At 59.3% G+C, this 15,144-nt stretch carries 13 protein-coding genes; 10 read left to right on the top strand and 3 right to left on the bottom strand.

The window, feature by feature from the left end; genetic code table 11:
* Positions 1 to 47: 47 nt before the first annotated feature.
* The 4 genes from NL532_RS20700 (at position 48) to NL532_RS20685 (ending at position 3,685) form a co-directional block, all read left to right on the top strand.
* The gene (locus tag NL532_RS20700; protein ID WP_031203615.1) at positions 48 to 425 is read left to right on the top strand and encodes a hypothetical protein; all 378 of its coding nucleotides are present in this window, start codon (positions 48 to 50) and stop codon (positions 423 to 425) included.
* A gap of 19 nt (positions 426 to 444) precedes the next feature.
* Positions 445 to 870 (top strand): TadE/TadG family type IV pilus assembly protein, encoded by a 426-nt coding sequence (locus NL532_RS20695; protein ID WP_245260130.1) that lies wholly within the window; start codon positions 445 to 447, stop codon positions 868 to 870.
* Positions 860 to 1,270 (top strand): TadE/TadG family type IV pilus assembly protein, encoded by a 411-nt coding sequence (locus tag NL532_RS20690; RefSeq protein WP_023708223.1) that lies wholly within the window; start codon positions 860 to 862, stop codon positions 1,268 to 1,270. Before NL532_RS20695 ends, NL532_RS20690 begins: the two co-directional genes overlap by 11 nt.
* A 2,040-nt stretch (positions 1,271 to 3,310) precedes the next feature.
* Positions 3,311 to 3,685: a VanZ family protein gene (locus NL532_RS20685; protein WP_286487428.1), complete on the top strand. Its 375-nt coding sequence runs from the start codon at positions 3,311 to 3,313 to the stop codon at positions 3,683 to 3,685.
* Between the two features lie 660 nt (positions 3,686 to 4,345).
* Here NL532_RS20685 and NL532_RS20680 read toward each other — a convergent pair.
* On the bottom strand, positions 4,346 to 4,642 hold the full coding sequence (locus tag NL532_RS20680; RefSeq protein WP_023830237.1) for a hypothetical protein: 297 nt from the start codon (positions 4,640 to 4,642) through the stop codon (positions 4,346 to 4,348).
* A 32-nt stretch (positions 4,643 to 4,674) separates the two neighbouring features.
* Between NL532_RS20680 and NL532_RS20675 the strand changes: the two genes are divergently transcribed.
* Together NL532_RS20675 and NL532_RS20670 are read left to right on the top strand one after the other, a co-directional pair.
* Positions 4,675 to 4,884: a hypothetical protein gene (locus tag NL532_RS20675; RefSeq protein WP_023730765.1), complete on the top strand. Its 210-nt coding sequence runs from the start codon at positions 4,675 to 4,677 to the stop codon at positions 4,882 to 4,884.
* Positions 4,809 to 5,051 carry a universal stress protein gene (locus NL532_RS20670; protein WP_348524300.1) on the top strand — a complete coding sequence of 81 codons (243 nt, stop codon included), beginning with the start codon at positions 4,809 to 4,811 and terminating at the stop codon, positions 5,049 to 5,051. The genes NL532_RS20675 and NL532_RS20670 overlap by 76 nt, the downstream gene beginning before the upstream one ends.
* 460 nt (positions 5,052 to 5,511) lie before the next feature.
* On the opposite strand, the gene NL532_RS20665 is transcribed toward NL532_RS20670, so the two are convergent.
* Positions 5,512 to 8,841 carry an AAA family ATPase gene (locus NL532_RS20665; RefSeq protein WP_196813905.1) on the bottom strand — a complete coding sequence of 1,110 codons (3,330 nt, stop codon included), beginning with the start codon at positions 8,839 to 8,841 and terminating at the stop codon, positions 5,512 to 5,514.
* A 210-nt stretch (positions 8,842 to 9,051) separates the two neighbouring features.
* The gene (locus NL532_RS32420; protein ID WP_502881985.1) at positions 9,052 to 9,183 is read right to left on the bottom strand and encodes a hypothetical protein; all 132 of its coding nucleotides are present in this window, start codon (positions 9,181 to 9,183) and stop codon (positions 9,052 to 9,054) included.
* 270 nt (positions 9,184 to 9,453) lie between these two features.
* On the opposite strand from NL532_RS32420, the gene NL532_RS20655 reads away from it, so the two are divergent.
* The 4 genes from NL532_RS20655 (at position 9,454) to NL532_RS20640 (ending at position 14,561) form a co-directional block, all read left to right on the top strand.
* A complete protein-coding gene (locus tag NL532_RS20655) occupies positions 9,454 to 9,849 on the top strand; it encodes a hypothetical protein (RefSeq protein ID WP_023830233.1) in 396 nt (131 codons plus the stop codon).
* A gap of 357 nt (positions 9,850 to 10,206) precedes the next feature.
* A complete protein-coding gene (locus NL532_RS20650) occupies positions 10,207 to 12,060 on the top strand; it encodes an adenylate/guanylate cyclase domain-containing protein (protein WP_023830232.1) in 1,854 nt (617 codons plus the stop codon).
* 312 nt (positions 12,061 to 12,372) lie between these two features.
* Positions 12,373 to 13,557: an acyltransferase family protein gene (locus NL532_RS20645; RefSeq protein WP_031203631.1), complete on the top strand. Its 1,185-nt coding sequence runs from the start codon at positions 12,373 to 12,375 to the stop codon at positions 13,555 to 13,557.
* A 125-nt stretch (positions 13,558 to 13,682) separates the two neighbouring features.
* Positions 13,683 to 14,561 carry a YihY/virulence factor BrkB family protein gene (locus NL532_RS20640; RefSeq protein ID WP_023830230.1) on the top strand — a complete coding sequence of 293 codons (879 nt, stop codon included), beginning with the start codon at positions 13,683 to 13,685 and terminating at the stop codon, positions 14,559 to 14,561.
* Positions 14,562 to 15,144: the final 583 nt, after the last annotated feature.

Below are 15,144 nucleotides of genomic sequence, written 5' to 3'. Positions count from 1 at the left end.
TCATTCCGGCCCGGACCAGCCAGCCGCCGGTTCGGTCGGCCAGGACAGTGGTTTCGCATAAATCGTGGCGTCATCCGATCATCTTCATGGCCGGCAGCAACACCGTCAGCATGAACGGCAACGCCAAGGTGACGCTGAGCGCGCCGACATCCGGAACCTATTCCGGCGTGCTGTTCTACGGCGACAGGACCGGGACCGCGGCGCAGAGCACCTTCAACGGCACCGCGGCCTCGCTTTTGACCGGCGCCATCTATTTCCCCAGGCAGCAGGTCAACTACATTGGCAACTTCTCCGGGAACGGCGGCTGCACTCAGGTCGTCGCCGACACCATCCAGTGGTCCGGCAGTACGACCATCAAGCAGGACTGCACCAGCCTCGGGATGAAGAACATTCCGGCGACGCAATCCGTTCAGCTCGTCGAGTAGCGGGATGGGTGGGCGGACCTTGCGCATTGTCCTGGACAAATCCGGGATAGCTGCCGTCGAGTTTTCCATGTTGCTGCCCATCCTGTGCCTCGTCTGCCTCGGCATCGCCGACGGCTGGTCCTACGTAACGAGTTACCTGCAGATGCGCGCGGGCGTCAAAACCGCGGCCAATCTCGTAATGGCCGGCGCGTCCAATGACACCGGAACGCAGGCGGTCGCGCTTTCGAGCTGGAACGACAAGCCCGAGGACGCCGCGGTCGTACTGGTCCGCTCCTATTTGTGCGGCGCCACGGTCGTGGATGCGACCACCATTTGCGGCGGAACGAAGCTGCCGACCGTCTTCGTCCAGATAACGGCGACGGGCACCTGGGTGCCCCCGTTTAACTTCGGTGTCTTCCCGGACCCGCGCGCGATCAGTCATCAGCAGGTGATCCGTGTCCGCTGAAAGGATCGGATCCAGGTGGCGCCGTGACTGCTCCGGCGCAGCCGGGCTGGAATTCGCCTTGATCGCGCCTTTCCTGGTGATGCTTTTGTTCGGAATCTTCGCCTTCGGCTGGGCCATGAATGCCGTGTCGACCGTCCGCTATACACTGGAAACCTCTTCCCGGGCGCTGCAGCTGAACAACACGCTTTCGCAGAGCGACATCCAGGCCATCGCCACGCAGAAATTGGTGAACCTGGGTCTGAAGAACGTCATTGTGACGATCGCGACCGACCCTGCCAGCGGCGGTTTCAAGATGGCGCATCTGACCGCCAGCTATGCCTTCGTCATCGCTTTCCCGTATTTCGACCAGTATCCGATAAATTACGCCACGACCGTCACGGTGCCCCTGGTTGCCAGCTAGGATGCGGCCGGCTTGGTTGAGTTGGCGGCCCTGTATTCAGCTTCCCAAGGCAATGCGTCGAAGTCGGGCTTGTGCCCCGCTTCACGGTAGGCGGCCTGAGTGAGGAAACCTGCTTTGTCCCGCTCCACAACGCAGACAAATGGCGGAGTGCCCGGGCACCTATAAACGCCTACAGCTTTTTCCATGCAACAGGTGTGCTACGGGTGCTCGGAGATGTCGTCCTTCATTGCGATGACAGAACATGAGCGAGGATAGTAGCGGCCCGGCATCACTGAAGGTGCGGGTTGGTCAAATTCACAACTCTTTTCATTGCAGAGAGAGTTTCGGCGAGCTTATTAATGTGTCGTTTGCCATTGCCTTTTCTGGGAGGCTGCGATGGTTGCAACGCCCATAGATATCGCTCGATCGGCCACTACGGCCACCTGCTCATGCGCCAGAAGTCCATGGCGGAACCCGCCACATTTCGCTGGGACATGGATCAATCGCGCAGGGCCATCCGAGCCTCACGCGAGCTTCTGAAGCGCCTTCGTCAACGTCGTCACGACATGGCGCGAGGCTGGGAAGATGCCGACCCGTCTACTGTTGCCGTCTCCGCGTTTCAAGCCGACGTTTTCCGCTCTGCATTCCGAGCCCTAGTAGGGGAAACGGGTACGCCTGAGTGTCAATAACGTGATTTAGCCAAGACCCTGGTGCGCGATTTCACTGGGTGCGAGCTGATCGAAACTGGCTTGGTGGATTGGATCATCAGCAAGTAGCCGCTGCCCGCCAGCGGCCCAGCAGCCGCCTGCGGGACTTTGCAGCGGGCGCGCTGGGCCTGACCGGTGGGGCGGTGTGGTATCCGCCGGCTGGCGAACATATGCGCCTCCTCCCAACGCCAGCGAAACATCCAAACGAACGAGGTGATCTAACCGCGATCTCGCCATCCAAAGCCGACACATAGGCCGATAGCAAAGGCCTATAATAGCTGAGAGAACGAAAATGGCCGACGCCATGGTTGGGGAACCCGGGTGGGTAGGCGCCGGCCACAAGCGGAACAAGCCCGCCGCGCCACACACATGGCTGATTTGTCATCACGTGGTTATGGTGTGATCGCGCAGGGCTGCACCAGCGGAACTTAGTAAACGCCGCTTGGTAAGCGATCCTCGACGCGATCGTTCATCGCCACCACGACTTGGGAAACTTGACGGTTGCAGCCTTCTGCCATGTCAAGCTCAAGTCATTAACAGCGGCCGCCCGGTCATGAGCAGGCATGCGCCCATCCTAGCATATCGCGCTGCCGGTATCGCAAGGCGCCGGCAGCAAGGGGAGGCGACCAGAGCCGATGTGAAGGGACTAGGCAGCTAATATTCGCTTGCGCTAATTTAAAAGTGCCGTTACGTCATGCTCAGCCTTTTGCGGAGGCGCAACGGTGGGGAAGTATGATGAGAGTTGCCGCTTCGGACGGTGCACTGCCCCATCAGTGCAACGTTCCCTTCCTTGTTTGCACTGGCCGGCTGCCGAAAGGTGGCCGGCTTTTTTGTATATAACCGCGACCTGATGTTTGGGGCTTGTTGATTGGACAGCAGCGAGTGGCCGCTGCTGGCTTAGCGTCCAGGATTGGAATCTGTAAAGGCGAGATCACCAAGGCAGGGAGGACCAGACTAAATAACGGTTTCGTCTGTTAGCCGCGACGCCGGCGATAAATTGAATTCAGAAGGGCGTCGGCCCGGCTGCACAGCCGGGCCAAGGCTGGAAGAGTTCCGCTCCCGCCCAGCACGATACGCATCGCACCTGGGCGCAAGCGGTACCAATGGCTCGCCTATTCCGCCGCGCCTTTTCGGCAGGAAACCCTCGGCCTCATCACAATGGAGGGCGACATTCGCAGCGCCCTATGGAACCATCCAGAGTGACATAGGCTGTTTCATGGAACTTCCTGATGACATCAGGAGGTCTGTTAAGCATGCCAGTTGTTCGCGCTCGTAGCTCAGATGCAGGTTGGAGCTCTGCCTAGTGCACCAGTATCGGAAGCGAGAACTAGGAACCGGGAGTGCTGCGGATAGATTGCCGCAGTCGAGCTTTTATCAGAGCATGGCAAGGGCTGCCTTTCTCTCCACGTTGGCGGTCGTCCTGTTGCTCGCGCTATTGCCAGACCACTTGCTGCACGCCCTCGGATTGGCCTTTACGTCTGATCACGACAAGCTCAACCACGCCGCCGCGTTCGCCACCTTGTCGGCTTTGGGTAGCCTCGGCTGGCCCCAACAGGTGGTCCGGCTGGCGGTTCTACTTGCTTTAACGGGCGCAGCGATCGAAATCCTTCAATGCGTCACAGGGCGTGACATGAGTGTGTTCGACTGGTTTGCCGACTGCGCCGGGATGGCATACGGGCTGAGAACTATGAGCTGGGTGAACGAGATTCTGGGCGAACCGGTTATTTGATCGCCACAGGCTCCGCTTTACCGCCGCCGTCTTGGCCCCACTTGCCAGCCTCACGCCCGGGGCCGCCTTCGATCACCCTCGCTATTCCAATTTCCGACGCAAAGGCCGATAGCAAGGCGAATGGGTTTCAGGCCGCTCACCATTTAGACTTAGGTCCGATTCTTTCGCGCAAATGGCCGAAGCCGGAAACATTTCTCCTTCTACTTTGTTGCAGTGGCCGTGCCGCTGAGGAGAACATGCACAGTGCCTCTATCAAATGAACTGCGCGACGTACCTTTAGAATTCCAATGCCCCTCCTGTTCACGCCCTATGGTGAGAAGGGGATCCTGGCTGAAAACGATTGCCGGTTTCAAATGCGATAGCTGCAGGTCCAGAGTGCGGCTCGGCTACGAAGAGAAGCTGGCCATATTCGACCGGCACCTTAAGCGAGGCGCGCCGGATCTGGGCCGACGACCAATGGAGTGCGATCCCGGCAACGGTTCCTGAGAGTGTGTCGGCAATTCAAGCTCCAACTGCTTGCGGTCTGCCGCAAGTCCAAGCTTTCATCTGGTCGCAGGGTCAGGCGGCTCTTTCGTCCGTACGGAACCGATGATGGCGAGAGGTTTCGATGCGTCGGAGCACCGAGCAGGTCTACACGTTTTTCGTAGCGACCACCAATCTCTAGCTGACCACTTCAACGCTTTGACGAGGTGCGAGCAACTTGATTTTCAATAGTCTTTTTCGGGCCAAGATGCGCGCCGCCTCTGCGATGCGGCCTCCGTAAGCATCGGCGACGAATGATAGCGTCGACAGGTCAATAATGAGGTCACCGACCGCGCCCGCCAAGACATTGGACCCGGGCCCAAATTGATGCACCAGCGCCCGCACTTCCTTAAGTGCCGTCGAGACTTCACCCGCATCCAGCAGCGCCTCGATGTGATCGAAAATTGCATCCCGACCCTCCCGCTTGCGCCTCACACGCTGAGCCCCCTCGAGTGGAAAGGAAAACGATGGCAATATCGCGCGAAAAGAAAGCGCCTGCCAAGGTGCTCGCGGACGAGGCGGCCCGCGACTTCATATCGCATCGCCGCAGGGAGGCGGTGCTGAAGGATATCGTAGCACTTGCCGACCGCTTGGCGTCGAAATCGAGACCGCCATCCGCAGCCGCGTCGCCGCCGCCGATGCCATTCCCCGCCAGGCGGGCCGGGGAGCGGCACTGATCGTCATGGGCGTGGCGCGGCGCACCGGCGAGGAGCTCTTCTTCGGCGAGACGGCCACCGGCCTGCTGCAGCGCTGCCCGTGCCCGGTGGTGCTGATCTCCGATTCCAGGCTGCGCCGTGATGACGAGGGCAGGGAAGAGCTGCGGTCGGGAACGGGTGGAGCTTGATCTCCCCCTTGAGGGGCCCTTGAGGGGGTTGAGGAGTGGTCCGCGTAGCGGACAGAAAGCCAATTGCTCGGCTTTCTGAATGACGAAAGCCGGCAGGCCAGAGGGAGTCGCCGCGTGTCAAGCGCTGGCCTCTTCTCGGCAATAAACTCTCGATATGTGACCGATCTCGTGATGCGACAAAGTCCCACTAGGGAGGAAAGAGACGAAGCCTTCTGTCCGCCTTGGGAAGCCAACCGGAAGGTCTGCTTTGCGCCCCAGGGTGGTCATAGAGGTCAACTTCGTCACTGCCTGAAAGCAGACATCGCTGGGGACCATAGTAGAGGTCACAGTTGCGTGCTACGCGGGGACAGCGTGAACGTCTCAATTCCGTTACATTCCAGTCCAAACGAACGCGCGTCTCGGCGCGCAATGAGCCAAGCTCGCAAACAACGTTGTCGGAACCCTCGCAGATGGTGCGACCTCAACGGGTCAGGGCGTCCAGCGCCCTTTGTGCCGCGATGAGGTCGACGATTGGATACCTTGTGTTCAATGTGCGGACCACCGCTTGCAGACGCGTCGCGGCCTCATGAACACTGCCTTGACGTGCCAGAACTGGTGCCAGTTGCGTTGCGGCGCGAAGCTCGAAGAGTCTCGCTTGCTGCCGACGGGCAGTAGTAATTGCCTTTTCGAATAGGTGTGTGGCTCCCGTCAGTTCACCTCTGCCCGCGGCGATTTGGCCACGAAGGCGAATGCATTCTGCTAGGTAGCTCTCCTCATCTGTATCGAAAACGAGCGTATCGACATCATCAAGCATTTGCGATGCGTCTTCGATGCGACCGGCGCGCAGGAGAAGATCACAAAGCTCGCATGCTTTCTCAGGGGTATGAAATATGACGCCCTGCCCACGCCAAAGAACCAAACTCTCCCGGACGTCATCGATGCCGGCATTCAGTTCACCTAAATGCGAGCGGGCATGGCCACGCCACCTAATGCCGCTGCTTCGACGCGCCGTATAGCCATGCAGTTCGCAAATCTCGACGATCTTCGTAGCGGTCTCAAGGAGTTCCTTGTATTGACCAAGTAGCGCGTACAATTCGCACTGCACGAGAAGACACCACGCGAGGTGGAAAGGCTTATCGACCTGGTCAAAATTTCGAATTAGGCGCTCTTTCTCTTCGACTGCATCATCAAAGAAACCCAATATCATCAGCGATTCGCTAAAATATTCCTGGGCAGAGACACGGATTTGATCCGCACCGGCGAACAAGATACCCCGGCTTGGGTCAACACTATCAATCAAATCTAAGGCATTCCGCAAAGCTTCCGCTGCCTGCGGTTGTTCTCCCCGGCTATAATGAGCCATCCCCTTGGTTGCCCAAAGACCGCTCAGATAAGCCGTTGGAAGGAGATCGGCACAGTCTGCAAGCTGCTTTTCGGCCAGGGTCAGGTAATCGTGATTGCGCCCAGTGGCATAAGAAAATGGAGCGTGTGAAAGCGCAACGTCACATTGCAATTCGGCCGATGCAGTGTTCGCGGCAGCAAGACGTGCATCTTCAAGCGTCTTCCCAAGGCGCTCAGAACGATACCCTTCAGCCTGCATCAAGGCATTGGCCATCGCAAGGTGGAGACGTGTCATCCGTTCGGCGCCGCCGGACACATCGCCAACTCTCCTGCTGCAGTCGATAGCACTGGCAAAGTGCGATACGGCTTCCCTGATGGCAGCTCTGGCTATGGCTGCCCCTCCCGCCTTTTGCCAATGATCGAGCGCGCCCGCCCAATCCCCAGCTTCCTGAAAGTGGTGCGCGAGGAGCTCGGGTTGCGCCTCAGTGATTTCGGGCCACTTTTCCTCCAACATATCTGCGACACGCTTATGTAGCTCCTGGCGCTTGGCGCGCAGCAGCGTGCCATAGGCAGCGTCTTGAACGAGCGCATGTTTGAAGAGGTAAGTGGCCTGTGGCCGCGTCCCGCGGCAGAATACCAGACCGGCGCCGACGAGTTGATCCAGTCCACCGTTCAGCTCAGCGGCATTTCGCTGCGCGACCGCTACCAGCAACTCGTAGGAGAACTCCCGACCCAGAATCGCGCCGACCTGCGCGACCTCCTTAACGGCTGAGCCGAGGCGATCGAGCCGCGCCATCAACGAGGCATGCAGCGTGGCGGGAACGTTCAACGCCGTCGCGGCAGTTCTTGAGAGCACTGTTTTGGCGTTGCCGCTCTCCAACACCGCCTTGGTCAGCTCCTCGACGAACAGTGGCACCCCGTCCGTGCGCTCAATGATCTCCGCGACAACGTCGCTCGGCAGCTCTCCGGTGCCGACGACCCTCTGGACCAGCGCGGCGCCTTCACGACGGTCGAGCCGATTGAGGACCAGAACCGTGACGTGGGACTGCCCGATCCACGGCGGTTGAAACTCGGGGCGGAACGTGAGGAGAAGCAGAACTGGCAGGCGCGGCACCCGCTCGATGACCAGGTCGAGCAGCTCGCGCGAGCTGGGGTCGATCCAGTGCACATCCTCGAAGAGCATCAGCACCGGACCTTGTCGCGCCAGATGTTCGAGCTGCCTGAGCAGCGCATCGAACGTTTTCTGTTTCTTACGCTCGGGCGTCAGTTGGAGAGGCGGGAAACGGCCGTCGGTCGGTAACGACAGCAGCTCCGCCAGCAGCGCCGAGTCCTCCGACGAGGCCGGGGCAAGCAGGGCGCCAAGCTTATCCAGCTTTCTCTCAGGCGGGTCGTCGCGCTCCAACCCGGCGGCGCGTTCTAGCTGCGCAATGGTCGGGTGGAGCGCGCTGTCTTGACGGTGCGGCGAACAGAAATAGCGCAGGCGGGTGTGTGGCTCATTCTGGATGCGCTCCTGCAAGGTGAGGGTGAGGCGCGACTTTCCAATGCCGGGCTCGCCTGAGAGCAGCACCACACGTCCTTCACCACTTTTGGCGCGATGCCAGTGGCGCTGCAGCAGCTCGACCTCCTCCTCACGCCCGACCAGCGGCGTCGGCGTCGTCCCATGCATTGCCTCGAACCGGCTTTCGACAGCGCTCTCACCAACCACTTGATATGGATGAATCGGCTCCGGAAAGCCTTTCACCTCAAGGGCGCCAAGATCGCGATATTCGAAAAGATCGCCGACCAGCTGCCGCGTTTGCGGCCCGATCACGACCGCTCCGGGTTCGGCAAGAGCTTGCAGGCGGGCGGCAAGGTTCGGCGTCTCGCCCACGACGCCGCGCTCGTGCCCTTCGCCGGAGGTGATCAGGTCGCCAACGACTACCTGTCCGGTGCCGATACCGATACGAGCCCGCAATAGCTCGGGCTCCGGCAGTCGACTAACGGCATCAACGAGAGCAAGGCCAGCGCGCACCGCCTGCTCGGCGGCGTTCTCGTGCGCCTGCGGGTAGCCGAAATACACCAAAACTCCGTCTCCCATATATTTGGCGACAAAGCCGCCAAAGTGAGCGACGGTATCGGCAACACACCGGTGATACGCTCCGATGATCTCACGCAGGTCCTCGGGATCCAGACGCGTTGCCAGAGCAGTCGAGCCGACGAGGTCGATGAACATGACAGTGAGTTGCCGCCGTTCTGCGCGAGATTCCGGGGGTGAAGGCGGCCGACGAGCTGTGGTGGGCCGGATCTGATCTTCGGCCAGGGCCGCAATGCCCCTGAGCAACTTACGCCGATGCCCAATCGACGTGATCCCGAGCGCCGTCAGATCGTCGGCGGTCAGGCTTGGAAGCACCTCTTCATCGATGTCGTGGCTACCGAAGGCGTCGGTATACTCGCCGAGGCCGAGGCTTACCAGCCATGCCCGAACATCCAAGTGCCTACCTCCGAGGCGGTGGAGGCTTTGCCCGACCACTATATCGCCAACACTAAGTCTGGTCGCGTCTCTCGCGATGAGCAATGCCCCTTTGGCCGTGCGCTATCCTATCAGTGAATGATGCCACCAGTCCCGAATTTTTTACAGATGGGTAGCCTGCATTCAGATGGCATATTCATGCGCCAATTGTCAGCCCACGCCGCGTTGCATTCATTCTTCGAAGCCGACCGAAAACAGCCCGTCCCCTGCGACTTCAACATGTACAAGTGGCGCCATCTCGCCCAGAACTTCCTCTGCGACCAGCGATTCAGGCGTGTCGCAGTTCGATACGAGAAGACCCACGAGAGCCTCCGCGCCATGATCTAGGCCCCGCGCTCAGATGCGCTCGCGCCTGGCAACGAGCCGCTCCATGTCGGGCTGAGTCGGACGACAATGATAGCCCATCAAAGCCCAGGCGGCGCTGCGGAAGAGGTAAGTCTCACTAGCATCGCGTGTCACGCCAGCTTAGCAACTCACGCCGTGCGCCTTTTATTTATCTGCTGTGCGTTGCAGGTCGTGACAATAGGAGTACCATGGACCCAGATGGTGGCGGTTGATTGGAGGACATTTGGTATGATTGCAAATGCCGACCACGAAAACCTCAATAGAGACCAGCAAGTCGCGTTGTCGAATGCTCGGCTTGGCCACTATCTGACGGTAATGGGCATAGCGTTCGCGGTCACGGCTGTGAACGTATTTTTGATATTCAGCTTCGCTAACACAGCGCCAGCTTCAGCAAAGCTGGCGCTAGCCTTGTCAGTTTTCAACATATCCTGTTTTGGCTCTCTCGCAGGAAGGTCAATTCTCCAGGAAATCAAGGCAATCAACCAAGACTATGCCGAGGCGAAACTGGGAACCCACCACGCGAGGTACGTCGCCGAGATCCCAATAGATTTGTTCGCTGGGCTGACGGTAGGCCTTCTCGTCTTGATTGGGTTGGTGCAACTCTGGATGTTGTTTACTATTTGAAGCAAGCTTGCGATCAGCGCCGCGAGCAGTTGCGGGTGGCACGCGCACTTGCCCACATCCTTTTGGCGACGGATCGAAATTGTCGTCTATTTCCGCAGATACGTCGAAACCGATATACTGTTCGATGCCTCGGCCCGGCGTCAATCGTGAGCCCGTTCTTCAACCTATCGGGGGACAGCCAGCCGCGAGAGCTTCGAACATCGCCGTCACGTTTTAGCCACCGCTTCCGCCCTACGGCCCAATCAAGTCCACAACCGACAGCCGCTTGCGGGTAAGGTACTAATAGGCGAAACTGATCGTAACTGGGAGGGTTTGCCACCTCGCCTCCGAGGTTGGCTGCCGACAGAGTGCTCCGAAATGCACCGCAAGCTCGCCGCCATCCTTGCTGCTGACGTTGTCGGCTATTCTGCCATGATGGAGCGCGACGAGGCGGGTACGTATCAACGGGTGCGCGCCGGTCATAAGGAACTTTTCGAGCCGACAGTAGCGCGTCATCATGGCACGATCTTCAAGCTGATGGGCGATGGGCTGCTGGCGGAGTTTTCGTCGGTCGTCGAGGCGATGGAATGCGCGGTTTCGTTGCAACATGGGCTGGCCGAGCGAAACGCCTCGTTGCCCAAAGAGCAGCGCGTGGAAGTGCGCATCGGCGTCAATCTTGGCGAGGTGATTGTCGAGGGCGACGATCGGTTTGGCGAGGGCGTAAATATCGCGGCACGACTAGAACAACTTGCCGAACCTGGCGGCATCTGGGTCTCTGCAAAGGTCGCGCGCGAGGTTGAGAAGAAGCTGGCTTTCGGCTTTCAGTCGATGGGCCTGCAGAAGGTCAAGAACATCGCGGAGCCGGTGGAGGCATACCGTGTTACGGTCGGCGGCAAGGCCAAGCCCAGGTGCGCAAGCCGCAGCCGGTCGCGGCTGCTATTCGTGGCGAGCTTCCTGGTGCTGGCCTTAGCAGTCACGGCGGTCCTGGCGTGGTGGCAGTTCTATGGAACAAAGCGCGAGACGGGCCAAGGTGGCATCCCGACCGTGGCGGTTTTGCCGTTCAAAAACATGAGCGGCGACCCGAAGCTGGAGTATTTCAGCGACGGCATGACAGACAATTTGATCTCGATGCTGGCAGGCGTCACCGAACTTAAGGTGCTCTCGCGTAGCTCTACCTTTGTCTACAAGGATAAGCCAACCGATGTCCGCCAGATCGGTCAAGAGTTGAACGCGGCCTACGTGATCGAGGGTGGCATCTGGAAGGAGACGGACCGGGTGCGCATCACCGCGCAGCTGATCAACGCGCGCACAGGCGAAAATCTCTGGGCGGAAAAGTTCGATCGCTCTGGAAGCAATCCCCTTGTGATTCAGGACGAGGTGATCGAACACATCATTGGCACGCTCGGTGGCCAGCGCGGAAAAATGTACGACAGCGAATACAAGAAGGTCTGGGAAAAGGACACACCGGATCTCGAAGAGTACGACTTCTTCCTTCGATCCAATTTCTTCTTCGGGCAGTTCACGCCCGAGAGCCTGGTGAAGGCGACGGACATAATTCTTGAGGGCCTGGCCAAGTTTCCCGACTCGTCGCTGTTGTCGTGCGGACTGGCTTGGGATCACCTCTTGGCGGCCAACCTGGCCTTTGACGAGAAGCCTGACGAACATTGGCGCATGGCGTCCGAACTGGAGGCAAAGGTTCTTCCGCGGGCCAACCTCGGACCCGACGCAAGAAAAAGCTGCTTGTGGTCAAACGTCTACGTCAGCGCTCATGAGGGCAACTTCGATCTTTCTCTGCGCAGGGCCGACGAGGTGATTGCGCTTTCGCCGGGAGACGCGTTTCTCATCGGCGACCTTTCATCAGCAGCCCGCTTCAGCGGCTTGACAGACAAGGCCATTGAGCGAGCAGAATACGGGCTCAGGAACGATCCAAACTTCGCCGATTATTATATGATGATGAAGGCGAATGCCTTGACGGACATCGAAAAGTACGCCGAATCTGCGGCCCTGATTACGAGGGTGTCAGATTTCCTGATCACTGTTCCGCTGCTACGTGCCATCGACGATGTCCATCTTGGAAAAATCGACGACGCACGCAGTGAAGTCCTCAAGGCGCTTGCCATGCAGCCGTGGCTTAAGGCCACGCGGTGGCGCGATATGACGTTCCATATCAATCCTGCAGTGATTGATCGACAGGTGGCCGACCTGGTAGTAGCGGGACTCCCAATGAAGTAGGTTTGGTTGGGGACAGGAGTACAGGCGTACGGCATCCTTCCCTGCCTCGTTAGTTACCTTCAGGTTGCACCGATTGGGACCTCCGCTGCTGAAAAGCTGCCAGTCCGCTTGCGGCCCCAAGGCTGCCGGTCAGCAATGCGCCTGATTTCGGTCGTTCGGGGCGCGCTGACGGTTTCCTGAAAAGGTGCCTGTCCGTTCAGCCTATTGTCTGGCGAGGAGATCGGCACAATTCGGCATCCGCCATGGTAGCCGTAATTCGTCATCTCTCACCGGGTTGACAATCGCTCCTCAGGCGCCATGCTGCAGTGCAACATGGCTAGCTACGAAACCAGCATCATCAAGTCTTCGCGCATCGAATGCCTGGACGGGCTTCGCGCGCTTGCGGCGATCTGGGTGCTGGTCGGGCACTGCCTGCTTTTGACCGGCTGGCAAATTCCGATCGTCGGCGAGCCGGATCTCGGCGTCGACCTGTTCATCATGCTGTCCGGCTTCCTGATGGTGTTCCACTATCAGCTGCGCCAGGAAAAGGAGCCTTGGCAAAGATCGGAAACCTGGCTCAAATTCTGGACGCGCCGCTATTTCAGGATCGCGCCGCTGTTCTATGTCATGCTTTTCCTGGCGCTGGCGCTTGGCCCCTATCTCTACGATTGCAGGATCATCATCGACGATTTCCTCTCCAGATCGCACCAGGCGCCGGAACGCTACCTCGACGGCAGCCTGAAGAACATCGTCGCTCATCTCACGTTCCTGTTTGGGCTGGTGCCGAACCTCGCCTATCGCACGCCGCTGCCTGACTGGAGCCTGGGGCTGGAGATGCAGTTCTATGCCGTGTTCCCGGCCGTCATGCTGCTGGTGCGCAGGCTGGACTGGATCAGGAGCGCCCTTGTGGTCGCGGCGGCCGGCTGCGTCATCGTGTTTGCGATGCGGCTGTTGTCGATCCATTTTCCGATGCCGTCCTTTCTGCCGCTGAAGATACAGATATTCCTGTGCGGGATGCTGCTGGCCGGAGTCGTGCATCAGAGCCGACCGAGGCCGTTCCTCTATCTGGCATTGGCCATGCTTTTGGCGGCGCTGCCCTTTGGCGGCGACCAGGGGCTGGGCAAGCTTCTGGTGCGTGAAGCGCTTGTGGCGGGCTTCTTTGCGCTGGTTCTCTACCGCATGCTGCCTGGAAGGGCGGGAATGTTGGCGCGAGCGATCGCCGTGACGCTCAGCAACCGGTTCTTCCACCTGATGGGCGAGCTTTCCTTCAGCATCTACCTGATCCATCTGCTGGTGCTGCAGCCCGTCGCGGCGTTCGTCATCAGTGAGTTCGGCCACCAATTGTCGGCGCCGCTGCGCTTCGCCATCGTCGTTGCCGTTGTGCTGCCGACGGTGACGTTGCTGTCCTGGATCACCTATACTTTGATCGAGGTCCCCGGCCAGAAGGCGGGCCGCTTCGTTGTCCAGCGCTTTGGCCGGAAAATTGCGCCGGTGCTCGAGAAGACCCCGGCGGAGTAGGGCGCCAAGCGCGGCGCATAACCACTGACGTTGCCTGCTCCCCCTGAGGGCGTTAGTAGCCCGCAACCGGAACATCACATGTGCTGGTGCATTGCTAGTGAACGCCAATTCGACTGGGGCGCAAAATGCATCGCGCGATCACAAATGCATGGGCAATGGTGCGAGAAGCCGTCGTTGGGTTCGTCAACGACAACGCTCTCAGCCATGGCGCAGCAATCGCTTTTTATGCCACAACATCGTTGGCGCCAATTCTGCTCATCGTGGTTGCAATTGCGGGTCTCGCATTCGGTCACGAGGCAGCCCAAGCGGCATTGTCCGCCCAAATCACAGGGATGATGGGTACAGAAAGCGCAAATATCCTGCAAACCGCACTGAAGAGCGCATCCGAAAAGCCATCCGGCGGCACCTGGGCGGCGGTGATTGGCATCATCACCTTGCTTGTGAGCGCTTCCGGGGTCTTCGGCGAAATACAGCAGTCCTTGAACATGATATGGAAGGTCGAAGCGCAGGGCAGTTCGTTGTCGCGCCTGGTGCGCGCACGTGCGGTAAGTCTGGGACTGGTCACCGCACTTGGCTTCATGTTGCTCGTCTCTCTAGTCGCGAGCGCGGCGATTTCGGCCCTAGGCAACCTCATCAACGCACAGCTGCCGTTCGGGACACTTGTCCTGGCCGTTATCAACGCGGTCGTTTCTTTTGTCCTCCTCGCAGCTATTTTCGCCGCTATCTTCAAGATCTTGCCTGATCGAACCCTGGAATGGCGGGATGTCTGGATTGGCGCTGTTGTAACCGCTGCCCTGTTCACGCTCGGGAAATCGCTTATCGGTTGGTATATAGGCTCCAGCGCGGTCGCGGCCTCATATGGGGCCGCCGGTGGGCTGCTTGTCATCCTGCTGTGGGCTTACTACTCGGCGGAAATTTTTCTTTTTGGTGCGGAAATCACTCGCGCCTATTCCATTCGACACGGCAGCAGGTCCGATCTGGACGCTGTGCTTCACAGTGCTTGACTTGCAACATACGCCACTAACGATGAAATCGACTAGGCGCGCGGCGCGCCGGCTGGCTGCCTTCGCGACGCCACCCGCATCATCACCCGTCGGCGCCGACCGCATCACCGAGCAGGGCACGCGAGCTGGATACGGTCGATGCCATATGATGAGTGCACGGGTCGCTGGTGGGTCAAACCATCGCGGTCACAGTTTGAGTTGGTTGGGAAGACGCGGTTCAGCGGCGACGCGGACGGCGCTTGCGTATCGGCTTTGATCTCGCGCGCCTGCCGTCCGGCGCCTTCTTGGCGGCAGCGGAGCGGTATAGGTTCATGAGGTCAATCAGGAGCCGAACAATGGCAATTGCAGTTGCAGCATCGAGCCAGCCCGCAATGCTGTTGAGCATCGGGATTGTTCTCCAAGCTTACGACGTGAAAGCGGTCGAAGGACCTTGGCGGCAGTGCAACTCTTCGCCTAGGCAGGGAGCGCCACCTAATCGTTGTGGCACTCAGTTGCCAGCCACCATGACATGAAAAAGGCCTCCGAAGGAGGCCTTTGGATGGTGTGAGCGAGAATCTCCACCAAACAAATTATCCCACATTTT

The organism is Mesorhizobium sp. C120A (assembly GCF_030323105.1).
Taxonomy (GTDB): Bacteria; Pseudomonadota; Alphaproteobacteria; order Rhizobiales; family Rhizobiaceae; genus Mesorhizobium.
This window is presented reverse-complemented; position numbering and strand designations above follow the sequence as displayed.